The organism is Phyllobacterium sp. 22552 (assembly GCF_052044585.1).
Lineage (GTDB): Bacteria > Pseudomonadota > Alphaproteobacteria > Rhizobiales > Rhizobiaceae > Phyllobacterium > Phyllobacterium ifriqiyense.
In genome coordinates, this window is the sequence record NZ_JBQENG010000007.1 from 40,423 (window position 1) to 64,182 (window position 23,760).

The window sequence follows — 23,760 nt, forward strand, 5'->3', positions numbered from 1 at the left end:
GCCATGTCGGTCAACGGCCAAGTTGTATATGAGCTGGCGGTATCGCCATGGCACGAAGGCGAAAAGAAACTCCAGAACGCTGTCGGTGTTTTGGATAAAATGGAAGATATTGGGCGGCGATTCATCCGGGACCGCTTGATTGAACAGCACCGGAATTTTTATCCACAACTGCCTTTTGTGGTTGTCGGTGCCGTAGACGGCAATGGTGATCCATGGGCTACGTTTTTGGCGGGTAAGCCCGGGTTCATGAGCGCCACAAATGAGCACAGTCTTAAAATTGCTGCCCTCCGCGATCCCGGTGATCCGGCCATTTTCGGGATGAATGAAGGGGATTCCATTGGTATCTTGGGCATAGAGCTTCATACGCGACGCCGAAACCGGCTGAACGGTATCGTCGCTAATTGCACTGAAGCGCAAATCGATCTTCAAGTTGTGCATAGTTTCGGGAATTGCCCCCGGTATATCCAATATCGGGATTATGAGTTCGTTCGTGATCCAGCCGTTGAATTCCACACCACGGCGGAAGTGCTCGGCGGGCTTGATGAGGAAGCCAGAGATCTGATCTTGAAGGCGGATACGTTTTTTGTTGCCTCTTATGCACAGGTCGAAGGCAATCGCCAGGTCGATGTATCGCATCGGGGCGGAAAACCTGGTTTCGTTCGTATCGGACCAGATGGTCTTCTCACGATTCCCGATTTTAACGGCAATCTGTTCTTCAACACGCTGGGCAACATTGCCTTGAATGGTCGCGCCGGACTGGTGTTTGCAAGCTTTGATACAGGGGAACTTTTGCAGATGAGTGGGCGAGCCGAGGTCATTCTCGATTCTCCCGAAATTGCCGCCTTTCAGGGCGCTGAACGATTATGGAATTTTCGCCCCGAACGCATTGTGAGAAGACGCGAGGCGCTGCCACTGCGCTGGGCAACCCGACGAAATGGTGAAAGCCCCTTTTCAACGATGACAGGTGATTGGCACCAAGCAGCCAATCGCCAGAGGGCCACCGAACTTGCGAAGGCCTGGCGGCCTTTTAGAGTAGATCGGATCGTCGATGAAAGTTCGGTTATAAAGTCCATTTATCTTTCGCCGAACGACGGGGCAGGGTTGATTCCTCACGCCGCGGGCCAGCATCTTCCTGTACGCATTTCCATCGATAAAGAAAGCGCCCCTCTTATCAGGACATATACGCTTTCGGTTGCACCATCGGACGGAGTGTACCGGATCAGTGTGAAAAAGGATGGCCGGATATCCGGGGTTCTGCATCAATTGAAAGTTGGATCTATCATAGAGGCTCGCACACCTGCGGGCGGCTTTACCATTGATCCACTGGAGCCACGACCAGTTGTGTTGTTGGCAGCTGGTATTGGCATCACGCCAATGTTGGCAATGCTTCGGCACCTTGTTTATGAGGGTCGGAGAAAACAGAGAATGCGCAAAACCTGGATGATTTATTCCGCTCGCACAAAGGCCGAGCAAGGGTTTGGCGCCGAGCTTGCGGATTTGGTGTTCGAAGCCAATGGAGCAGTTCGTCTCGTAAAAGTCCTTTCAGCGACCGAAGATGCGACGCACGGCGTCGACTTCGATGAAGCGGGGCGCATCAATATAGAGCTGATTAAAAAAGTTTTGCCCTTCGACGATTTCGATTTCTATCTGTGCGGGCCGTCCGCTTTCATGCAGGACACCTACTCTGCTTTGCGATCCTTGAATGTGCCTGACAAACGCATTTTTGCCGAGAGCTTCGGTCCCGGATCAATCTCCAGACAAGCGGATGCAGATAGGGTAGACGGAAATGAAAGTCTGGCTCCCTCGACGGTCTCCGTACCGGTCATTTTTACTGAATCTGCCAAGGAAACCCGATGGCTCCCTGAAAGCGGAACGCTGCTGGAACTTGCCGAAGCACGGGGTCTGACTCCCGAATTTAGCTGCCGGAGCGGAACTTGCGGAACTTGCGTGACTAAACTTGTCAAAGGAAACGTGGCATACAAAAAGCCTCCGGAAGCTGCGATAGGCGATGGCGAGGTCCTGATATGCAGTGCCTATCCGGCATCTGTCGGAAATGAAGGCGCTGGTGGATTACAGATCGCGCTTTAAGACTCCTCGGTGGCCCATACGGGTGGCATTTTCATTATTTCAGTGATGTGCTGCCTCGCACACTTGTACCCAACCGTTAGTTCTTGCACGATCCTTCGTGATTACTCGAAGGACGAGGTAGATGGTGGACCGTTGGCAGGCAATGCGAATATTTGTAAAAGTGGCAGAGACCGAAAGTTTTGCTGAATCAGCACGTCAATTGCACATGAGTCCACCGGCCGTAACGCGTGCAGTGGCTGCTCTAGAAGATATAATTGGTGCAAGGCTCTTTGTTCGCACCACACGTTCAGTAAAGCTGACAGAGCCGGGAAATCGCTATCTGGAAGATTGCCGCCGAATTTTGTCTGACATAGTCGAGGCAGAGGCCGCAGCTGCGGGTTCCTATGCGAAACCGTCGGGGACACTCGCTGTTACCGCATCAATGCTGTTCGGTCAGATGTATGTCCTTCCAATAATGCACGAGTATCTCGGCAGCTATCCGGCGGTCAACGGCCGCATTCTTTTTGTCGATCGTCCGGTCAACATCGTTGAAGAGGGGATCGACGTTGCGGTTCGCATTGGCCATCTTCCAGACTCAGGCTTTTCGGCAACCAAAGTCGGTTTGGTGCGGCGGGTCGTTTGTGGAGCTCCGGCGTATTTCAGGGAGCGTGGTATTCCGTCGACGCCTGCCGACCTCAAGGATCATCGCATTATTGCTTCGACAGGCGCCTGGGCATCGCCGGAGTGGCGCTTCGCCAATGATCAACGGGTAACCATACAGACATGGTTACAATCCAATACAAACGAGGCGGCCATCACAACCGCAGCGGCCGGTTTCGGCCTTACGCGCGTGCTCCATTATCAGATTGGCCCAGCCTTATTGGAAGAAAAATTGCAAATCGTGCTTGCCGATTATGAGGAAGCGCCGCTGCCCATTCACGTTCTTCATCCCGAGGGGCGCCAGGCTCCAGCAAAGGTAAGGGCCTTCGTGGAGCTGGCAGTAACGCGACTTCGTGAAAACAGACTGCTGAATTAAGCTCCTACCGCTCTCGCATCCGTGGTTCTGCGCGCGATTGCGCGCAGTTTGGAGTTCGTCACAGGCCAGAAATTACTCCGCAGTCAAACCACGGCCCCATCGACAATAACCATAGGCCTTCCCTTGGAACAGTTCTCGATGCGCGCCTCGACGCGATAGATGTCACGAAGAAGTACTTCCGATATCACGTCATGAGTCGGCCCGCTTGCAATCATTGAGCCATCAGCAATCACGATCGTCTGGTCGCAATAGCGCAGAGCATGGTTGAGATCGTGTAACGCGATCATGACTGTGAGCCCCGATTGCGCAGCAAGGTTCTTCATGAAACCAAGAACTTCGACCTGTCTGAAAAGGTCAAGCGCTGAAGTGGGCTCATCCATCAGCAACACCTCGGGTTTGCGGATCAAGGCCTGTGCAATCGAAACAAGCTGACGCTGTCCACCTGATAGTTCGCCAAGACCCTTGAAGGCGAGCGCTTCGATCTTGAGCGCCGCTAGGATATGGTCGATCTCGCGAAGTTCCCTGTCGTGGACTTTCCAGCCGGAACCCTGCTTGGCGGCCAGTAGTATGGACTCATAGACAGTTAAAACCGCATTGGCTCCGGTATCCTGAGGCATGTAGCAGATCGTTTCCGAACCTTTTTCTGTATCAGACAAGTGAACCAGACCTGCTCCGGAGATAAGACCGGCAATGCGTTTGAATAGCGTTGACTTGCCCGCGGCATTCGGCCCGATAACAGCGGTCATACTGCCAGCCTTCAAAACATCGGTGGTGACATCGGCAAGTACTTTATGCTTGCCATATTGCGCACCCAGCTGTTCCAGCGCAATGCTTACCATGACTTCTTCCGATGTGTGAAAATGAGCACGAAGAAAAACGGCACGCCGACCAAAGCTGTCATGACCCCGATCGGCAGCATGGCGCCTGGTATCAATGTCTTGCTTACAACTGACGTTGCCGACAAGAGAAGTGCCCCGCAGAGGGCGGAAGCGGGAAGAAAGAAGCGTTGATCTTCACCGACCAGCATACGCGCAATATGAGGTCCCACCAGGCCAATAAAACCGATGGTACCGACGAACGAAACGGGAATGGCTGCCAGAAGGCTGACTGTCATCATGGTTTCCAGACGCAAGCGACGCACATTGATGCCAAGGCTTGCTGCCTTGTCTTCTCCCAGACGCAATGCCGTCAGCGCCCAGGCACGTCTTGCAAAGAGGGGCATGACGACAATTACGATGGCAGCGGTTATCGCGACTTTGGGCCAGGTTGCTTTGGTCAGGCTACCCATCGTCCAGAACACCACAGCCGCCAATGCTTGTTCGGAGGCAAGATATTCGAGCAGTGATAGAAGCGCGTTGAATGTGAAGACCAACGCGATCCCGAGCAGCACAATTGTTTCCACGGCAACGCCGCGCATTGTAGAGGCAAAATGGATAAACAAAGCTGCGAGCATAGCCATCAAGAAAGCGTTGATCGGCACCATGAATTGCGTCGCCAGCGGAAACACGGCGACCCCTCCGACTAGTGCGAGCGCCGCACCAAAGCCAGCTGCGGCCGAGATGCCTAAGGTAAAGGGGCTGGCAAGTGGGTTGGCAAGGATTGTTTGCATTTGTGCGCCAGCCACGGAAAGCGAGGCACCCACCGTCAGCGCCATGAGCGCAATCGGCATGCGTATGTCCCATATAACCACACGAAGCTGGTCGGTAGCGGCGAAGGGACTAAAAAGGGTCGCCAATACCTCCGAAAGCGAATAATTCGCAGGCCCAAGAGCCATATCAACGGACACGCTCAGAAATAGGCCTGCGACCAACAGAGCAATGAGCACTGTGCGGCGTAGAACCAACATTCGATATGCTGCCTGCCCCGTATGCGCGGGGTTCTCGGCGATAATAGCAACCATCCGATCTATTGCCCGTCTTTAAGCGAAACGAAATAACCGGACTTATAATCAAGCGGCAAAAAGCGCGTGTGCAGCTCCTTGAATGTCGCCGTTGGGTCGAGGTCTGCGAAAAGATCTGGATGCAGCCATTTCGCAATTTCCTGAATCGCGACGAACTGATAGGGATTATTGTAGAATTGATGCCAGATGGCGTGAACATTGCCCTCTTTGACAGCCTTGACACCCGTGAATGCAGGGCGTTTTGTCAGGGCATCAAGCTTGCGCCGTGCTTCCTTTTCGTCGGCACCGTAGCCTACGCCGACCCAGTTGCCGCCAGGCACGTAACCCTCCCAATTGCCGCCCGTAATAATGATCTGATCGGGATTGGACGCGATAATCTGTTCAGGGTGGACGTTTCCGAAAGTGCCCGGGATAATATCCTTCGCCATGTTAATGCCGCCAGCCGTTTCAACCATCTTGCCGAAGTTCTCATTGCCGAACGACATGCAACAATCATCCGAATAGCCGCCAGCGCGCTCTATAAATACCAAGGGCTTCGGGGCATTGGCCTTTGCCAGCACATCCGTAACCTTTGCGATGTTGTCAGCCCGGAATTTGACGAACTCTTCGGCCTTATCTTCTTTACCGAAAAGCTTGCCGATAATACGGATGCTTGCTTCGGTATTTTCCATCGGCTTTTCGCGGAAATCGATATAGACGATCGGGATACCTACCTTGCCAAGCTTTTCAATATATCCGGCCTCTTCGGTGGCGGTCTTGGCATCAACATTCATGATGATGACGTCAGGCTTCAAGGAGACAGCCTGCTCGACGTCAAATGTCCCGTCTTTCATGCCGCCGAAAGTCGGAATCTTGGCAATTGAAGGATCTTTTTCCAGGTAGGCCGAATAACTCTCGGGATCGGCTTTGGGTAAATCGTCGCGCCAGCCTACGACACGCTTGAATGGATTGTCACGATCCAGGATTGCCGTGAAATATACCTGTCGACCTTCACCTAAAATGACGTGCTCGACAGGAACATTGACCTCCACATTACGACCGGTAATGTCTTTAATCGATATTTTGTCTGCGAGCGCCGCGCTCGACAAAATCACAGACCAACCCATGGCGGCAAAAGCCACCTTGCCAAACAAACGCATCGCCCGTACTCCATGAAAACTCAGGCGTTCTATTATTTTATGACTTCGCAAGTCAACATATAAGATATGCCATTCGAAACATTAGCACTTGATGCGGTACGGGACACAGATGGCAAACGGCCTTGTCGATGGAACAAACTATAATCTGCGGGACGAAATCAAAGCATACTGGTCGGAGCGTGCATCAACCTTCGATTTGTCGCCCGGTCACGAGATATTTTCGGAAAAAGAGCGGGCCGCATGGCATGATTTGATTTCCCGGCATCTGGGGCGCGGTGAAGGTCGAGCGGCTTTGGACCTTGCATGCGGAACGGCAGTGGTATCCCATCTGCTTGACGACCTCGGCTTCTCGGTAACCGGTATGGATTGGGCCGAGCCGATGCTAAAGCGGGCTCGCGAAAAAGTAGCGACCAGGGGACGGAACATAACGTTCAGACTGGGCGATGCAGAAAATACCATGGAGCCAGACAGCCACTATGACGTCATCACAAATCGTCATCTGGTTTGGACATTGGTTGATCCGACAGCTGCGTTTGCAGAATGGTACCGAATTCTCAAACCGGGCGGTCAGCTCCTAATCGTTGATGGCGATTTCGTAAACGTCAGCCTCAAGGAACAGATCGTGACGAAACTCTCCACATTCTTCCAGCGACTGGGCATTGCTTCTGCAGAAACTGCGAAAATGTCACCCCAGCTTTTAGAAACTCACCGGAACATTCTTTCGCGCGTTCATTTCTCAAAGGGTGCACGGGCTGGCGCAGTTGCCGAGCTATTGGTCGAAGCTGGCTTCGAATCGGTTCAGATTGACAGCAATCTGCGCCGGATATTTCGCGCCCAGGCCAAGCATCTTGGCTTCTGGAAAGGCGTGGCGCGTATCACGCAACATCGCTACGCCATCGTCGCAACGAAGGGTGACACCAATTCGCGATAGAGAAAGCCCGGTTCGCCGACAGCGACGGGTGACAGCGCTGACGGCTTGCATTCTAGCTTTCACGCGGGCTTGGGTTGCCCCGGAATGGATGTATTGGTGACAGAGATCGGATCGCTCCCGGGGAAACTTTGCTCCAGTCCTTCATCCAACTGTTCATTCAGCGTATCGGCATCCTCTGCCCGTCCAGCTGTACGTCTGCCTTGTGGTGCGGGTTCGGCGGTTTCTCCGAATGCTGCGATTTGTACCAGCATCGCCTTGGCCCTTGCCATAAGTGCATCGCCATGATCGCCCTGCGTGTTTTTAACTGTAACAACGACAGATTCTCTGCCTTCGCCAAGGAATTCTATCCGTGTAAGCCCTTCCGTTGCATCTGGCGTTACCAATGTACTCAGAATTTGCATTTCGGCCTCCTCATTGTCGTTATCGCGTGAACTCGGCTCGATCATTCCTTCCAGCGGAACAGGAACCAGTTCACCATCTGGCCGATAGTCTTTCAGTAGAGGATCCGCGGGTGGGACTGGACCTGCTGGTTGTTCGGATTCTCCAATATGCGACGGTGCTGCTGTCACCAGGCTTAAGTACTGCGCCAGCAACTGTCTTGCTCGGGCAATAATCTCACTATGGCTCAGATCGCCGGGGTGTTCCAAACTTACCTCGACATGATTTGCGTCGTCGCTGATAAATTCCACCGTCCTTTGACTAGGATGCTCCGCGCTTTTCCTGACGATGGTTTCCACAATCTTTGCCATGTATATTCCACCGTTGTTTTGCTCACGACGATCCGATTATCGTGATAAGTATCTGCCCATCAGAAAAGCCGCCCCTGCGGCATAAGCCATGTATGGCAGAGGGTTAGCTCGAATACGGCTCCTGAGTTCTTCCTGTGCCAATGACGGTGAATCCACCAGAATATCTCTGGCGCCGGATGATAGAAGCATCACCGATTCCTTTAAGCGCTCCACCTCATGTTTCAGAGCTGCCAGGCGAAATCCAAGTTCAGTATCTGTGCCGGTACGATCAGTGAAAGTCTCATTGACTTTGCCAAGCACTTCGTCCGTGAGAGGCGTCTCCGAGCGGGCGGTAATGTCGACGAGATTTGGTATCGGTACTGTTGGGTCGTTTTGCATCGCTTCCTCTTGGAAATTAGATTTGATCGTTATACGGCTTCTTGTTTTCGCCCACTGCTTTGGCAAGGGCGCTGAAAGACAGATCGTCACCGCGTTGATTGGCTTCTTGAAGAAACCTGATTGGGAAAGTGACTGCATCGCGCTGGGGAGGCGTGAGGCTCTCAAAAAAACGCTCGTCGCTGGAGGCTGCAACTTCTGCAGCCTGGAGAGCGGTGTCAATTTCACCGTCTGAAAGTACGCCCTTGGCGATAAGCAGCTTATTCAGGGAAGCTATCGCAAGGCATATGCCCTGTATTTGAAGATTGCCGGTGTCCATCCTACGCTCCAAAAATATTCGCTAGAATATAGAAGTGGTGAACGCGAGCATGGTTCCATTATGGTCGGTGAGGAATCATTGGATCGGCAATCTCCAGCAATTGCAGATGTATAAGGTTGCTGTCGTGCTGCAGGTCAGCCGGTCCCGTTCATGACAGCCCGAGTGTTCGCAACAGACTTTCGAATGTGATCTCTGGCTGCTTGTCCGGTTGCCAAACCGGGCGCGTGGGGTCCATTGACGCTCGCTTGTGTATATTGCTAGGGCTATAGCCAAATTGCTGCGTAAAGGCGCGACTGAAGTTCGCAGCTGAATCAAAGCCGATTGCCAAACCAACTTCGGCGATTTTTCTTGTATCTGTGGGATCCGCCAACATGGCATGTGCTGCAGACAGGCGTCGCCGCCGAATATAGTTCGCAACGCCGCCGGACATTTCGAAAAGTTCGTAAAGCCGTGTTCTCGAGATCGCCAGTTCCCGTCCAAGAGCATCCGGCGTCAATTCAGGCGACGCAAGATTGTTCAAAATGAAGCGTCTGGCTCGCGTTATTAATCCAATTTGCGAAATCTGATCGCTGACGCCACCATGGTCTACCAAAGGAGTGATTGCATCAAACACCATCTCTTGGAGGCGCTCCTTGACACCCGGGAGGTCGTCATAAGTGAAACGATCGAGATTGGCTTCGACACTCGACATATGATCAATCAAGAGTCTGGCTCGATGTCCACCCAAAACGATGTTGTTCCTCGCCGTCGTCAGGCCTCCTCGAACGGCAAATACGTCGACCGGAATGATCAGACTGAGCGAATCCGTTGCCAACGCACGCCCGCTGAACGGATGGCCGAGTGACCGTATTTCAATCATTCCCGGTTCATTTTGTGCAACCCGTCCATTAACGCCGGTCCAGGTGCGACCGGCACGAAGGAGTGTGATCTGCCAATGGTCAATTGAACTGAATCGTACCGTATCCGGCGAGCGTTCATAACTGAAAGCTGGTGCAGTTTGCTGCAGGAACAACATGCCGCCCAAATTCCACACAATTTGTCGAGCGACAAACCCGTCTGCTAGATCAACATCATCCGGCAGACGCGTATCGGCCAGCGGGGCCATATATTCCTGCCAGGCAGGAAATTGCTCGCGTGCCGTTAATTTTTCCGTTTCAAAACGCAATGGAAGCAACGCAGGCGTTTTCAAGTCATCTTCGCCGACGGGATCTTCCGTCACGCGTGGCCAACGACGTCGTTCCATCGACGTCTGCTTTGGTTGGGAATTATCACCATTGTCAGACATTACTGCCTCCCAGCCGAGACGCGAAGTTCGAACGCCGCCACCTATCACTACGATGGTAGATATTGCGTAGGTGTCTCAGCTCGTCTGCCAAATCTGCAGGGTTCGTCATCTTGAAAGATCGCTTCACACGCCATCCCTATCACGCAGACAGTAAACAAACTCAAAAACACCAAGTGAAAGGATCAGGAAATCTAGTTGTCGCAGGTTCCGCTGTCATTTTACTTTGAGTTGTTCATAGATTTAAGTTGCCGCTTTAGGAATTTTACATAGAGAACTTTCTCTTTCATGTAGCACATGTGAATTCCTCCGCACCAAGTCAATCGATTGCCCCTTGATGCCCGCCAGATCCTGAACCAGGAATGAACAAGTATTCCCGTAAGGCTTGGCAGCCTTTGTATGCGCGCGCGTCGCCACATCCGTTGGCCATCTAATTCATGCTTAATGCCCGCAGCACATGCAAATATGGACGTATTGAATAGTTTCCGGATTCCTCGATATCGATAGGAGGGGGCCTACACGATAATTAAAGCTATCCGCCGCAAATGTTGGGAGAGCTCTGTGGGTATCGTGTTCAATTCATCAAACTTTCCTTCTGATCGTGCCTCAAAAGCGCGGGTTCTTGTCGCTGGCGGTGCTGGGTTTCTGGGATCTCACCTTTGTGATCTTTTGCTGAGGGAAGGCCGGACGGTAGTCTGTGTCGATAATTTCTCTACAGGACGACTGGAAAACATCCGTCATCTGCTGCGCTTTGACACGTTTAGCTATGTGCGCCACGACATCATTGATCCGATCGATCTTCCGGTCGACGAAATATACAATCTCGCTTGTCCGGCGTCACCGCCGCACTATCAAGCAGATCCAATCCATACGATGAAGACCAATGTGATTGGTTCACTGAATCTTCTCCAACTCGCCGCTCGTTATCAGGCCCGGATTTTTCAGGCTTCTACCTCGGAAGTGTATGGCGACCCGCATGTGCACCCACAGCCAGAGAGCTATTGGGGCAATGTCAATTCTTTCGGCCCGCGCTCCTGTTATGATGAAGGCAAGCGTTGTGCCGAAACCCTTTTTTACGACTTCCATAAACAACATGGTGTCGACATCCGTATCGTGCGCATTTTCAATACCTACGGACCACGCATGCGTCCCGATGATGGGCGAGTCGTATCAAATTTCATCACACAGGCGCTTCGGGGTAAAGATATAACCGTGTATGGTGACGGATCTCAGACCCGTTCCTTCTGTTACGTTGACGATCTCATTGATGGCTTTAGCCGGTTGATGTATAGCCCTCGCGCCATTCATACGCCGGTTAATATTGGTAATCCTGGTGAATTCACCGTGCGTGAATTGGCCGAGCAGATTGTCGCGATGACAGGCTCCTCATCCAAAATCGTCTATCACCCTCTTCCTACAGACGATCCTCGCCAACGCCGTCCTGATATTACGTTGGCGGAGCGGGACCTCGGGTGGGCGCCGAAAATTGCGCTGACGGAAGGTCTGAAATCGACAATAACCTATTTCGAACGCCAGCTCGTCAGACCCAATGGGGAACTTGCAGAGGTGGCATGATGAACGCAAAGAACGTCATCGTCGTTGGCGGAGCAGGCTTTATTGGAAGTCACACCGCCAAGCTGCTGTCGAGGCAGGGTTACAACCCTGTGGTTTATGACAATCTCTCGACAGGGCATCTTGCATCCATACGTTGGGGCACCTTCATAGAAGGTGACATTCTCGACACGCAGCAGCTTACCGACGTTATCGAAGATCACGACCCGATCGCCGTAATTCATTTCGCCGCCTCTGCCTATGTCGGTGAATCCGTCGAAAATCCGGCTAAATATTATCGCAATAATGTTAGTGGAACGCAGTCGCTTCTGGATGCTTGCCGTCTCGCAGGTGCACGCAATGTCATCTTTTCGTCGAGCTGTGCAACCTATGGTATCCCCGATCAATTGCCCATTCGTGAAGCCGAGGTGCAACACCCCATAAATCCCTATGGCCGAACCAAGCTGATTGTGGAGCAAATGCTCGCCGATTATTCGGCTGCCTATGACCTGCAATATGTGGCGCTGCGTTATTTCAATGCCTCCGGGGCGGACATCGACGGCGAAATCGGCGAGAAACATGATCCGGAAACGCATCTCATTCCGCGAGCCATGATGGCTGCAGCGGGCAGTATCGACTTTTTGGAAGTCTTTGGCAGTGATTATGACACGCCTGACGGCACCTGCATTCGTGATTACATCCATGTCTCCGACCTGGCGCGCGCGCATGTGCTGGCAGTGGAACATCTCGTCAATGGCGGCGGCAATCTCGCTATCAATCTTGGCACCGGGCACGGAACGTCAATCAAGGACATTCTCGACGCGATCAAGCGTCTGACGGGACGCAACGTACCCGTTGAAATGCGTGCTCGTCGTGCTGGCGATCCTCCGGCTCTTTATGCTGATCCAGCACTTGCAGCAGAAAAGCTAGGTTTTCAGACGTTTTACTCCGATCTTGATACGATCATCCGCACCGCTGCGCCCTTCTTCGGCTTGAAGGTGCTGGCATGAAAGCCCATCGGACAATATTTGAGGCGGCCCCAGATGAGCCTTTGATGGTTCCTGTTTTTACCGGCTGGCGGCGGGTGGAATATTTGTTCGGGTCACTGTTGTGGGCTGCGGCGCTTTTTTATTTTTGGTACTGGTGGTTTGATCCTGCCAATCATGTAAATCTTGCAGGCTCAATTCTGGTTACGGCCATTCTGGCCTGGGTAACATTACTGCCTGCTTACTTCATCGTTCTGTTTTTTCGGGCACGTCGTCCCAATGGACCGTTGAAGCTTCCGGCGCTAAGCCGCATCGCTATGGTGGTGACAAAGGCGCCGTCGGAACCCTTTGAAATTGTGGCCGAGACTTTGCGCGCCATGCTGGCTCAAGATGTTCCGCATGACACATGGCTTGCCGATGAGGATCCATCTCCTGCAACGCTCGCTTGGTGTGAGAAACATGGGGTTTTTGTTTCCACACGTAAGGGACGCGAGGACTACCATCGCCAAACTTGGCCGCGGCGCACGCGTTGCAAAGAAGGCAATCTTGCTTTCTTTTACGACCATTACGGTTATGATTTTTACGATTTCGTAGTGCAACTCGATGCGGACCACGTACCCGAGGCTGACTATCTGTTCCACATGCTGCGCCCCTTTGCCGATGAGGCTGTAGGCTATGTTTCAGCGCCCAGCATTTGCGATCGCAATGCGCATGAGAGCTGGTCAGCGCGCGGCCGACTTTATGCTGAAGCCAGCATGCACGGATCATTGCAGGCTGGTTACAATAATGGTTTGGCCCCGCTTTGCATCGGTTCGCACTATGCGGTGCGCACGGCGGCGCTTAAAGAAATTGGCGGTCTTGGACCGGAATTGGCAGAGGATCACTCGACCACACTGATGATGAATGCCTATGGCTGGCGCGGCGTGCATGCACTTGACGCTATTGCACATGGTGACGGGCCGCGCACCTTTGCCGATCTCATCACGCAGGAGTTTCAGTGGTCGCGCAGTCTCATGATGATTCTGCTCCAGTATTCACCAAAATTGGTTGGCAAGTTACCGCCGCGATTGAAGTTCCAGTTTTTGTTCTCGCAGTTCTGGTATCCGCTATTTTCCCTTTTCATGGCGTTAATGTTTGTCTTGCCGATCATTGCGCTGATGGTAGGAGACAGCTTCGTTGCAGTCACCTATCCTGCCTTCCTGGACCATTTTCTGCCTCAGGCGATCATGCTGATTGTTCTGGCTTATCGCTGGCGCGCGTCTGGCACGTTCCGCTCACATGATGCAAAAATACTGAGCATGGAAATGACCTTGTTCTTGTTTGCGCGCTGGCCATGGGCGCTCGCTGGAACCCTGGCGGCACTTCGGGATTGGTCAACCGGCTCATTCGTGGATTTCCGCGTCACGCCGAAGGGAGCTTCCGAAGTCGATCCACTGCCATTCCGTGTTCTGGCTCCTTATGGGTTCTTGGCGGTTCTCTCCATCCTGCCAGTAATACTCATCCCAGATGCAAGTGACAGCAGCCGTGGCTTCTATGTGTTCGCCATCATCAACGCCGTGATTTATGCGTTGCTCCTGTTTGTTATCGTTTTGCAGCATGCGCGGGAGAACACCGTCCGTTACCGTACGCGAGTTTATCGCCCGGCGGTTGCGGCAAGCCTTCTTGCTCTTCTGGCTCTGCCAAGCTTTGCAACCATTGAACGGGGCCGCGATGGCGTTGAGGCGCTCGCATGGGGAACCCAAAGCTTCTCTCTATTTGATGACCGCTTTGCCGTTGCCGGCGCAGGTGTCGGCGGACGCGATGTTCACAAGACCATATTCAATCCGCGTTGGCGCACCAACGACCGCAACAACTTGAAACAACAGTAAAGGCAGGCAACACATGAAAATCGCAGTCATAGGAACAGGCTACGTTGGATTGGTCAGCGGGACTTGCTTCGCCGCCTGGGGCCACGAGGTGGTATGCGTCGATAAGAACGCACAGAAAATAAACAATTTGGAACGCGGAATCGTACCGATTTACGAGCCGGGTCTGGACGAGTTGGTGGAACGCAATTCAGCGGCGGGCCGGTTAAGATTTACGTGTAATCTAGCGGAAGCGTTGGCGGGGGCATCGATTATTTTCATTGCAGTGGGCACACCGCCGCGCGCTGGCCACGGGGATGCCGATCTGTCCTTCGTTTACATGGCCGCTCGGGAACTGGCGCCACTCATTGATGACGATGCTGTCGTGGTCGTCAAATCAACGGTCCCCGTGGGAACCGGGGATGTTGTGCAAAAGATCATTGAGTCGGTGCGCAAAACCGGTACTTTCTCAGTTGCGTCCAATCCTGAATTCTTGCGTGAGGGCGTCGCTATCCGTGACTTTCTCGAGCCAGACCGTGTCGTGATCGGAGTCGAAGATGAGCGTGGCCGCAAGGTCCTCATGGAACTTTATAGTGCGCCGCTCGAAGCACGCAAGACGCCCATCGTGGTCACCCAGCGCCGGACTTCGGAACTGATCAAATATGCCGCCAACGCGTTTCTTGCGACAAAAATCACCTTTATCAATGAACTTGCTGATCTTTGCGAGCAGGTTGGCAGTAATGTCAGTGAATTGGCGCTAGGCATGGGCCTCGATAAGCGCATTGGAACAAGCTTCCTCAATGCAGGGCCTGGCTATGGCGGTTCTTGTTTTCCAAAAGATACAATGGCGCTTTTACGTACAGCCCAAGACTATGGTGTGGCTGTCCGCATTGTTGAAGAAACGGTCACCGCCAATGAGGCGCGCAAACGTCGCATGGCCTTGAAGGTTGTTGATGCTCTGGACGGTGATGTCGAAGGCCGGACGATAGCGGTTCTAGGTCTTACTTTCAAACCTGATACCGATGACATGCGTGACGCACCTTCGGTTCCACTTATCGAAACCCTGCAACGTTTTGGCGCTGTTATTCGCGCCCATGATCCTGTGGGTATGGAAAATGCCAGTCGCATCCTCTCAGATGTCGAGTTTTTTGACGATGCCTATGAATGCGCACACAACGCCGATGCGGTCGTCGTCATTACGGAATGGGATAGCATCCGCAAAATTGATCTTGCACGTCTGAAGCAGACCATGCGTCAGGCAGTATTGATCGACCTCAGAAATGCTTTTGAACAGGGCGTCGCTGAGGAAATTGGGTTTCGTGTATCAGCCATCGGTCGATCGACGACAGCTCGATTTGATAAAAATACTTCCGCCGCGATTCATAAAGGACGCAAAGCGGAAAAGCCTCATCTCGAGATAGCAGGAGTTTCCAATGACAATCGCTAGAACTGGAAAGATTCAGACAGGCTTTCGCACAATAACAGCAATTGTCTGCGCCTTGACTTGGGTTTCCACGCCAGCGACTGCAGCGCGAGCGTCTGAACAGCCGGGAACTCGCCCCATGATGGCTTTCGAAATCTACAATCTTTATAAAAACAAGAGCTGGCAGTGGGACGACGGCGCCGGTCATATGACCGATGCAGGACGGCAATTCAGTGCATGGGCCGATGGTGAAAAAGGCGAATCCTGGGCTGAAGGGCGTTGGGTTATCTCTGAGACAGGCCTGTTGTGTTTCAACGCAACATGGCATTCCAAACAGGGCTCGTTTCCGGCCAAGTCCTGTTTTTCACATCGTGTCGGCAATGGAACAATCTACCAGAAGCGCGAGCCAGATGGTGAATGGTATGTATTCAGGCACACCGAAGCCCGCGAAAACGATGAAGCGAGTAAGCTGATTTCCGCCGATCTCGTTTCTCAAAAACGTGACAGCATTAAAACCGCGCTTGGCGCGGAACAATTATCCAAACAATAAGAAAAGGAGGGGGAGATGAAACATCTCTTTAAATTAACCGCAGCTTTGTTGTGCGGTGCGTGCGTTTCCGGTGGCGTTTATGCTGCCAGCGGGGTCTCCGGAGCAAGTATCGATAGCCGCAATCCGTTTCATGACAAACGGCCCGTCATCGCGGCTGATGCTGTGACGCCAGGTGCGTATGATCCTCATGGAGACTTTACCAATGATACCAACTCCAAGATCGAACACCTGTTTCTTCCTTGGGAGGACGTGGATCTTGCGACGCTCAGTGCCGCAGACACTTATGCGCGTGAGCGGGGAAGGTCGCTGCTGATCACTGTCGAGCCTTGGTCGTGGGCACGCGACTGGCGCGTCAGCCCGGAGGATTTGCTTAGCGGGATTCTCGCTGGACGGTATGACTCAAACATGTCTGCGGTCTGCTCAGCTGCAGCGAAATTGAAAAGCCCTGTTACCATTCGTTGGGCGCAGGAAATGGAGGATAATGACGGACAGTTCACTTGGGCCTTCTGGAAGCCTGATGGTTATGTAAAGGCATACAGACATGTAAACAATGTATGCCGAAAAGAACTCCCGTCAGCCAAATATATGTGGTCGCCGAAAGGAGAGGAAGGTTTGGAAGCCTACTATCCGGGCGATGAATATGTCGACATTATTGGTCTGTCCGTCTTTGGATATCAGCCCTATGACAAACTGGAAGTCGGTCACGATACAACATTTGTTGAGCGTACAGGACCTGGATATGCTCGTGTGGCAGCATTTGGCAAACCAATCGCTATCGCGGAGTTAGGCTATGAAGGCGATGACGAGTATGTTCGCAATTGGGCTGCGGAAGCAAACAAGCCGCATGCTGAGTTTCCTGCCATGACAGCAGTTGTCTACTTCAATGATCGTGAAGTCTACAATTGGCCGAGAAATGTTGGTCGGCCTGATTGGCGCGTCGCCAACCATCCGTTGGATTGATCGCCGACGGTCACATGGCGGTTCGACGATTTTATCTGTCGGCGATCCGCTTCCACCTTTGTGTTCATGCGATTCCTATGAGGGAGCCTTAAGACTCTCGCGGGATCCGATCTGTTAGTCAGGAAAATAAAATGTATCCGATCCGTTCAATTATCGTAAGTTCGGCGTTTTCCGTTCTATTGCTGGCAGGCAATGCCGGCGCTGCATCCAAAGCAGAAACTGACGACGCGACGGCAAAACTTGCCACTGCAGCGTCGCCGATGAAGGCCACGGCGCTCGAAAAGCTTTATGCCGGGCATACGTGGAAATGGAAAACCGGTGGCGGTTTCTTTTCCAATGATCAAAAGAAGTTTGCTGCATGGTCGCGTAAGGGCGCAGCATGGTCCTATGGCGAGGGACGTTGGTATACTACCAACGGAGGAAAACTCTGCCTGCGGGCTCTGTGGTCCAGTAAAGAGGGAGGAAGTGGTGCTGTCACATGTTTCCTGCATCGGGAAAAGGATGGCGTCATCTATCAAAAGCCAAATCTGGGCGGCAGTTGGTATGTATTCCGGCACAATCCCGCTCAAGAAGGCGATGAAGCGCTCAAACTGGTCGAAGGCGATCGGGTGAGCAAGGAAGTGTCTCGTCTCAAGGGCATTCGCTGACAATAAATATCTTGCTGCGCGCATGCTTAGAGCCTTTGTTGCTTCAATTTAAACAAGAAAGGCTCTAGGCGCGACTGCCCTGTTGCAAAGTCCGCTTATGCGTCTGGTCGCTTGAAAACACCTGGATTGTAGCAACGCGACTTTTGTCCAAAGCCGCTTGGTGTACACACATACGGATTGCTGTTCATATATCGCGAAGCAGATACCTTTATGATTTTGCCAATAGGCTTCTTCGCATAACGTACTTCGTTGTTAACCCGATATTTGACGAGATAAACTGTCCGGGTTTCTTCTTTTGGTTTGCGGATTTCTCCGGCTTGTGCATTTAGGCTGAGAACAGAAACTGTCAGCCCGATTGCTGTTGCCACTACCCATTTTAGAGTATTCTGGCGAGTCATGGAAAATATCATTAGGTAGCCTCCAATGTTCTTATTCTGGAGCCTACTCTAATCAACAGGATTTAATGTTCCGCTCGAACTATCGTGTCAATTTTATGCAAATTCTTGCTTTTACATCTATGCGCGAGGGCTCATTAGACACCGGAACGGACTATACACGGAACTTGCTGTTGCCCGCTACGTTTATGAAAACGCAGTCCGAATACGGGATTAGAAAATGTCTGTCAGTGATTGGCGATTACCAGAACGATTTAACTTTTATGGACATTCCATTGCTTGGGGTGTGCTCGGAAACGGTCCTCCAGCGGTAGTCCTTCACGGCACACCGTTTTCTTCGGTTGTGTGGCGTCGCATCGTACCATGGCTCGCCAATGAACGGCGTATATTTTACTTCGACATGCTCGGCTACGGCCATTCCGACAAACCTGATGCCGACGTATCACGCGGCGTGCAAAATGAGTTGTTTGCCGCTCTTGTTCATCATTGGGGCATTGATTTACCCGATATCGTTGCCCATGACTTCGGTGGCTCGACGGCCTTGCGCGCGCAGCTATTGAATGGATTAAATTATCGATCGCTCGTTCTGATCGATCCAGTTGCGATAAGCCCTCAGGGCTCGCCCCTGGTGCAGGCTGCCAAGGCGCATGAGCAGATATTTGCCGGACTGCCAGCATATCTGCACGAAGCAATGCTGCGAGCCTATATCGGCACCGCTGTCGTCAATACTTTGCGTGAGGACGAGATGCAGCTCTATCTGGCGCCATGGCTTGGGGACAATGGCCAGAAAGCATTCTGGCGGCAGGTCGCCCAGATGGATGATAAATACAGCGAGGAAATAGAATGGCGCTTCGCAGAAATGCGCTGTCCGGCAATAATAATATGGGGCGAGGAAGATGAATGGATTCCGATTGCCGACGGACATGAGCTGGCGCGCCGCATGAATGTATCATTAACGCCAGTGCCGAATGCAAAGCACCTGGTGCAGGAGGATGCACCAGAAGCGATCGTCGGGAAGACGCTGCAATTTTGGAAAGCAGCTTGATTTGAGAATTGCCAGTTCCGTCAACGCAAGTGCGCATTTGACAATGTCACGCCGGAGTCACGGGGACCAAGATATTAATTAATTATTAAATAAAAATCATGAGCCGCGTCGTTCGACGATAGCGCGCATAGCATTGGCAGGGGCATAATGACAAATCTTACCTTTCAGCCGGTAATTGTGGAAAGTAATCACTTTGGCAGAAATGAGACGATTGCATCCATACGTGATGCTGCATCGTTTTTACTGTCCGGGTGGCCGAAGAAGAAAGCCTCTCTTTATATGGAGGCCCGTGTCCTATGCTACGAAGCCCAAACGGGGATTGCTTCGGTGGAAGCAGCGAGACTTATCTTTGTAGAGGCGGCGATTGAAGCCGACATCTACGTTAAGGAAGTCCGCTAGAGCAAATTTGTTTTATAGCGCCCATTCTGTTTGTGAATGGCAACCAAACCGCTTTGTTGGACAGCTTCGTCTGAATGATAACATTCATGTTGCTGTCTTCGGCGTGGATTGTCTCATTGTTCGAGAAACAAATGGGCTTATGCATATCTGCAATTAGCGAACCCAACACCAACCGAACATGCATCCTTTGATGACGACCTTCTGGGTTACTGCAAAGGGATGGTTTTCAGATAGCGCAATCCGGATCAGCCGAGATCGATCGCGTGGGCGCAATAAATTTTGAAACTCTGCCGGTAGAGCGTCGGCAATCGGCAATACTTTTTCAACAGTTCCTATCGACCGCTCGCTGCCGCCACTAACCTGAAGCCTCATGCCCTTGGTAACAGGAAAGAGATATTCATCTGGCAAATAAGCAAACAGGTAAGCCTTCCCACCATTGATTTGCAGCATTTCATCGCCCAGACGGACGACCTGACCCGGAACAGGAACTTTTGAGCCCACTACACCCGAAACAGCTGCCGTTACCTTGCCGTCTCCATAGATTGTTTTCATCTTGTGAACTGCGTTGGACGCAACCTGTCGTGACTCACCAACCACTTGGAGTTCGTTTGCAGTGACCTGTAACTCCGCTTGAAGTTGAGCATAGCGTTCTGCGGCGTTGTAGTTGGCCGTCAAGGCTTCATCCCTTCGATTTGCAAGCACAAGTCCTCGCGTCGATACACGATCGAGCCGCAAGATTGCATCGTTGCTTTCATGTGCTGACCGCTCTGCCAAAGGCAATAGTGATTTGTTCTTGGCTGCCTTACCTCGAAGCTCTCCCTCTCGCACTGCGAGTTCACTTGTGCGTACCGAGAGCTCTGCGATCTCTTTCACCATCTCGAATGAGGTGAGCTGAAGAAGAGGGGTTCCCTGCGTCACACTATCGCCCTCACTAACCAACACCTTGTCCACTGTGGCAGGATAGCTGGCAGATACAATATAACGCTCTGCCAGTACGATGCCGTCGGCCGACAAGATAAACATGCCGCCGACAAGGTAGTTCGCGAGCGTTAGCACCAGTGCTGCCAACATCAAGAGATAGACAAATCTGCTCAGGCGGCCGGATCCCTTTCGTTGTTGCCTATCGAGATTGTCAATGCGCGGGCGTTTGCGAATGTACTTCATTGGGTCACCTTACCACGCACGCTCATGGCGCACTTTTTCCGGCGTGTAGTTATCGCGATGTGAACCTCGAAAAAACCACTCATCGATATAAGCCAGCAAGCGCACCGAACGCATGCCGTAGGACATGAAGATGGAGTAACCAGGAAGGAACAGAAGATTGCGCCAGAAGCTTGCGCGCCCCGTTGTCCAGCACGCCAGAGCAAGCATGAAGGCGTCCAGAACAAGCAAGGCGATTTGCATCGCGACGAGAATCGGAATGGCAAGTGCACCGAAGTTGATTGCCAGCCACGATAAATAGATCGGGAAAATGACCGTGCCAGCCACGCCGAATACCAGAAAATCCCATTGATGAAACGCTTCGGCCCATTTGAACTTGCGGTCAAACGGATTAAGCAGCCGACGGTGCTTTCTAAACCGGATCCATACTGCGTCACGCTCCCAACGCAGCCGCTGCCTGATGTAGGCGTAAAAAGTTGCCGGCACATCTGTATAGCACACGGCATTTGGCACATATCCGATGTGCCATCCAGCCCGACGAAGCCGCAGCGTGACATCGAGATCTTCGCCGCCGCCGACGTCAAGGCCGCCGATTTCATCAAGAGCTGTTCTGCGAAAAGCGCTGAAAGCGCCGGATGCGCAGGTTATTTGACCAATTGCTGCGCTGAACCGCTTTCCAACCGAAATTGACTCCAGATATTCTATTTCCTGAAACTGTGAAACAAGACTGACACCGCCGTTACGTGGCGCAATGTCTCCGCACGCTGCTCCGATCCGTTCGTCGGCAAACGGCTCCAACAGGCGCTCAATTGCAAAACGGTCAAATGAACAATCGCAATCGATGTTAATAATAATGTCCCCACGGGCTATGGTGCATGCCAAATTGGTCCCGCTTGCCTTGCCCCCGCGAATTCCGGTAGAAAGAATACAAGATCCCAAACCCTTTTGAACCATTTTACTGGCGACTTTGTTCATTCCGTCTGTTGAACCGTCGCTGACTATAATGATGTCGAAATCAAGAAATGACTGCTCCATCAAGGAATTGACGCAGGCGCCGATTGAGTCAGCTTCGTTGTGGCCAATAAGGACGACGCTGACGCTGGTCGATCGGGATAGAGACCTGTCTCTGTTATCACTCTCCTGATGCCGCAAGCTCATGGCAGCTATTGCAAAGGGCACGACATATCGGGGAACGTCGAATATGAGCGTGTACCAGAAGACGGTAACCAAACTCGAGCCAGTTTGGGCCAGGAGAAATGACACGCCGATTTCAAGATCGGTCACGACAGTGCTTTTTCGCGTGTGCCCCACAAAACGAGCAGGGTGGGGTTCAGTTTATCGGAAAGAACAGACTCGGCATGGTCAAGCGCCTCTTTCAAATAGGCTGTAAAACCGGATTCGTCGCATCCGAAAAAGAGGACGTACTCCCGCTCGCGGGACGAATATACCGATGCCACTTCGCCAAGAATGCCTTGAAGATTATCTGCAAGTAGTTTCCGCATCGCAATAAAGTCGCTTTCACCTCGCGTTTTGAGCACATGGTCACGGCAATCATATTGAACCTCAGCCAGCGTGAAATCCGATGCTGCGCCGGTTAAGGAAGAAAGCTGCGCAATCTTCTTTTGCAGCTCTTCCGGAAGATAACGAAGTTGAGCAATCGGAAATCGATTGATGTCTTCGCCATCGTTGGAAAGCAGGGCAGTGGATTGGTTGGACAAAGAATAGGAAAATACATCCGCTACGCTGACCGCATCGCCGGTGACATGCATCCCGCAATCCTGGCACAGAAAACCAATGACGGGCTCGGAAGTCGTGTTCTTGCACCGGGCGCACACCTGAATCTGTCCCGGCTTGTCATAATCCTTGCCATAGTGGCGTAATTGCTTGCTACATTTGGGACATATAAGCGCCGTTCCGCGGCGGAATTCTGCCTCAGGACTTAGTTGGGCGCAGCTATAGTGGTGGATCAGATCTGCTTCTGCTAGTTGTGGCGATCGACAGGCAGGGCATTCTTCCCTGACAGTCAATCGGTGGGATTGGCAACCGGCGCATTTATAGTATCTCTCGAAAAAACTGCGCTCAAGCCATCCTTTGTTGGCGAGTGCCTCCGCGACCATGGTTGCAGAAGCTGTATTAGAAAAACCCTTATATGCGTAATAGTACGGCGAATTGGGCTGTCTGACCGGGGTTAGATCTTCTCCGGAAACGAACAAATAAGCCATCATTCTTACGGCGGGTGCGGTGGGCGACAGAAATCTGCTTGATAAGCGCGCGCGGCGGTCGCGAAATTTTCTAATGCAGCTTGCAGTCTCAACCCATGATTTGGGATCCTTCAGGCTAAAATCCACGTCAGCAACTACGCTTGGTTTGCCGGAAATGTTCACCACCGGAACAAGAAACAGATCTCTTGCGCTTCGAAATCTTTCCAGACCGAATGATTGTCTTTCGTTCGTAAGTAAAACTGCATCAATGTCATTATTATCGACGACGGAAAATACTTCGCGAAAGTAGCGGGAATGTGGAATGACCGTGTCAGGATAGAATGCTATTTGAGGGATGCGCAGGTTAAATTCTTGCCATACGGATCGGCACTGATCCACCACGGGATGTCGGTCGATGAAAGCCCGGTTTTCATGTGGAGCAGTACTTTCAAGCAAGGATATGTTGCTGTTTGACACGGTACACCTTTTCGGACTCTGTTGAGCCGGACACAAGTATAAATTAAAGCTGCGGTATCATATATTATGATATTGTTTGGAATTTTAGTAAACTCTTCGTAAAAATCAGTGTCAAGTAACTTGTTATGGGATCAATATATTTGTGCACGGGTAGTTAGTACCTAATATTTAGCTTAATACTGCGATTGATTGTCTTGTCCGCATAAATGAAGCGCCGTGTCCAAGGGCGGGCGGTTTGTAACTCAAGGTCAGATCATGCCGCTCATTATCAATCAGCAAGCATCCTCGTTAAAACACACACCGCGAGCACATCAATGCCTGTC

23 protein-coding genes are annotated in these 23,760 nt (G+C 52.0%); 12 read left to right on the forward strand and 11 right to left on the reverse strand.

Annotation, left to right across the window (positions count from 1 at the left end):
- The first annotated feature begins 3 nt into the window (after nt 1-3).
- Together ACTJI9_RS16575 and ACTJI9_RS16580 are read left to right on the forward strand one after the other, a co-directional pair.
- Entirely contained in the window at nt 4-2,088 is a 2,085-nt protein-coding gene (locus ACTJI9_RS16575; RefSeq protein WP_440809413.1) for a 2Fe-2S iron-sulfur cluster-binding protein, read from the forward strand.
- A gap of 124 nt (nt 2,089-2,212) precedes the next feature.
- Nucleotides 2,213-3,103 carry a LysR family transcriptional regulator gene (locus ACTJI9_RS16580; protein ID WP_440809818.1) on the forward strand — a complete coding sequence of 297 codons (891 nt, stop codon included), beginning with the start codon at nt 2,213-2,215 and terminating at the stop codon, nt 3,101-3,103.
- An 83-nt stretch (nt 3,104-3,186) separates the two neighbouring features.
- On the opposite strand, the gene ACTJI9_RS16585 is transcribed toward ACTJI9_RS16580, so the two are convergent.
- The 3 genes from ACTJI9_RS16585 to ACTJI9_RS16595 are packed head-to-tail and all read right to left on the reverse strand — an operon-like array spanning nt 3,187 to nt 6,142.
- Entirely contained in the window at nt 3,187-3,942 is a 756-nt protein-coding gene (locus ACTJI9_RS16585; protein WP_336441356.1) for an ABC transporter ATP-binding protein, read from the reverse strand.
- Nucleotides 3,936-5,003, reverse strand: coding sequence for an iron chelate uptake ABC transporter family permease subunit (locus ACTJI9_RS16590; RefSeq protein ID WP_115054864.1), 1,068 nt, complete (start codon nt 5,001-5,003; stop codon nt 3,936-3,938). Before ACTJI9_RS16590 ends, ACTJI9_RS16585 begins: the two co-directional genes overlap by 7 nt.
- 5 nt (nt 5,004-5,008) lie before the next feature.
- A complete protein-coding gene (locus ACTJI9_RS16595; RefSeq protein WP_337353318.1) occupies nt 5,009-6,142 on the reverse strand; it encodes an ABC transporter substrate-binding protein in 1,134 nt (377 codons plus the stop codon).
- Between the two features lie 109 nt (nt 6,143-6,251).
- Here ACTJI9_RS16595 and ACTJI9_RS16600 point away from each other — a divergent pair, with 109 nt between their 5' ends.
- On the forward strand, nt 6,252-7,073 hold the full coding sequence (locus ACTJI9_RS16600) for a class I SAM-dependent methyltransferase (protein WP_440809417.1): 822 nt from the start codon (nt 6,252-6,254) through the stop codon (nt 7,071-7,073).
- Between the two features lie 59 nt (nt 7,074-7,132).
- On the opposite strand, the gene ACTJI9_RS16605 is transcribed toward ACTJI9_RS16600, so the two are convergent.
- The 4 genes from ACTJI9_RS16605 to ACTJI9_RS16620 form a co-directional block, all read right to left on the reverse strand.
- Entirely contained in the window at nt 7,133-7,822 is a 690-nt protein-coding gene (locus tag ACTJI9_RS16605) for a hypothetical protein (protein ID WP_440809420.1), read from the reverse strand.
- A gap of 36 nt (nt 7,823-7,858) precedes the next feature.
- Nucleotides 7,859-8,200, reverse strand: a complete 342-nt coding sequence (locus ACTJI9_RS16610) for a hypothetical protein (protein ID WP_440809423.1) — start codon at nt 8,198-8,200, stop codon at nt 7,859-7,861.
- Nucleotides 8,201-8,216: 16 nt separating this feature from the next.
- Nucleotides 8,217-8,516, reverse strand: a complete 300-nt coding sequence (locus tag ACTJI9_RS16615) for a hypothetical protein (protein ID WP_337353322.1) — start codon at nt 8,514-8,516, stop codon at nt 8,217-8,219.
- Between the two features lie 148 nt (nt 8,517-8,664).
- Complete coding sequence (locus ACTJI9_RS16620; RefSeq protein WP_440809426.1) at nt 8,665-9,801, reverse strand: helix-turn-helix domain-containing protein; 1,137 nt, start codon at nt 9,799-9,801, stop codon at nt 8,665-8,667.
- Between the two features lie 558 nt (nt 9,802-10,359).
- Between ACTJI9_RS16620 and ACTJI9_RS16625 the strand changes: the two genes are divergently transcribed.
- The 7 genes from ACTJI9_RS16625 (at nt 10,360) to ACTJI9_RS16655 (ending at nt 17,759) form a co-directional block, all read left to right on the forward strand.
- Entirely contained in the window at nt 10,360-11,373 is a 1,014-nt protein-coding gene (locus tag ACTJI9_RS16625; protein ID WP_115054869.1) for an NAD-dependent epimerase/dehydratase family protein, read from the forward strand.
- Entirely contained in the window at nt 11,373-12,359 is a 987-nt protein-coding gene (galE, locus tag ACTJI9_RS16630) for a UDP-glucose 4-epimerase GalE (RefSeq protein WP_440809820.1), read from the forward strand. Before ACTJI9_RS16625 ends, galE begins: the two co-directional genes overlap by 1 nt.
- Nucleotides 12,356-14,203: a glycosyltransferase family 2 protein gene (locus tag ACTJI9_RS16635; protein ID WP_115054870.1), complete on the forward strand. Its 1,848-nt coding sequence runs from the start codon at nt 12,356-12,358 to the stop codon at nt 14,201-14,203. Before galE ends, ACTJI9_RS16635 begins: the two co-directional genes overlap by 4 nt.
- A 13-nt stretch (nt 14,204-14,216) precedes the next feature.
- On the forward strand, nt 14,217-15,626 hold the full coding sequence (locus tag ACTJI9_RS16640) for a UDP-glucose dehydrogenase family protein (protein ID WP_115054871.1): 1,410 nt from the start codon (nt 14,217-14,219) through the stop codon (nt 15,624-15,626).
- Nucleotides 15,613-16,152 (forward strand): DUF995 domain-containing protein, encoded by a 540-nt coding sequence (locus tag ACTJI9_RS16645; RefSeq protein ID WP_440809430.1) that lies wholly within the window; start codon nt 15,613-15,615, stop codon nt 16,150-16,152. Before ACTJI9_RS16640 ends, ACTJI9_RS16645 begins: the two co-directional genes overlap by 14 nt.
- A gap of 15 nt (nt 16,153-16,167) precedes the next feature.
- Nucleotides 16,168-17,112 (forward strand): glycoside hydrolase family 26 protein, encoded by a 945-nt coding sequence (locus ACTJI9_RS16650; RefSeq protein WP_307276944.1) that lies wholly within the window; start codon nt 16,168-16,170, stop codon nt 17,110-17,112.
- 131 nt (nt 17,113-17,243) lie between these two features.
- The gene (locus tag ACTJI9_RS16655) at nt 17,244-17,759 is read left to right on the forward strand and encodes a DUF995 domain-containing protein (RefSeq protein WP_115054874.1); all 516 of its coding nucleotides are present in this window, start codon (nt 17,244-17,246) and stop codon (nt 17,757-17,759) included.
- A gap of 95 nt (nt 17,760-17,854) precedes the next feature.
- Here the strand turns inward: ACTJI9_RS16655 and ACTJI9_RS16660 are convergent, their stop codons facing one another.
- The gene (locus ACTJI9_RS16660) at nt 17,855-18,169 is read right to left on the reverse strand and encodes a hypothetical protein (RefSeq protein ID WP_115054875.1); all 315 of its coding nucleotides are present in this window, start codon (nt 18,167-18,169) and stop codon (nt 17,855-17,857) included.
- 205 nt (nt 18,170-18,374) lie between these two features.
- Between ACTJI9_RS16660 and ACTJI9_RS16665 the strand changes: the two genes are divergently transcribed.
- Entirely contained in the window at nt 18,375-19,199 is an 825-nt protein-coding gene (locus tag ACTJI9_RS16665; RefSeq protein ID WP_337353327.1) for an alpha/beta fold hydrolase, read from the forward strand.
- Between the two features lie 147 nt (nt 19,200-19,346).
- Nucleotides 19,347-19,598, forward strand: a complete 252-nt coding sequence (locus tag ACTJI9_RS16670; RefSeq protein WP_115054876.1) for a DUF982 domain-containing protein — start codon at nt 19,347-19,349, stop codon at nt 19,596-19,598.
- A 153-nt stretch (nt 19,599-19,751) separates the two neighbouring features.
- On the opposite strand, the gene ACTJI9_RS16675 is transcribed toward ACTJI9_RS16670, so the two are convergent.
- From ACTJI9_RS16675 to ACTJI9_RS16685, 3 genes are read right to left on the reverse strand one after another with little or no spacing between them, the layout of a single operon-like run.
- Nucleotides 19,752-20,762, reverse strand: a complete 1,011-nt coding sequence (locus tag ACTJI9_RS16675) for an HlyD family secretion protein (protein ID WP_115054877.1) — start codon at nt 20,760-20,762, stop codon at nt 19,752-19,754.
- 9 nt (nt 20,763-20,771) lie between these two features.
- Nucleotides 20,772-22,043 carry a glycosyltransferase gene (locus tag ACTJI9_RS16680; protein ID WP_440809434.1) on the reverse strand — a complete coding sequence of 424 codons (1,272 nt, stop codon included), beginning with the start codon at nt 22,041-22,043 and terminating at the stop codon, nt 20,772-20,774.
- Nucleotides 22,040-23,416, reverse strand: coding sequence for a hypothetical protein (locus ACTJI9_RS16685; protein ID WP_440809436.1), 1,377 nt, complete (start codon nt 23,414-23,416; stop codon nt 22,040-22,042). Before ACTJI9_RS16685 ends, ACTJI9_RS16680 begins: the two co-directional genes overlap by 4 nt.
- Between the last annotated feature and the right edge of the window lie 344 nt (nt 23,417-23,760).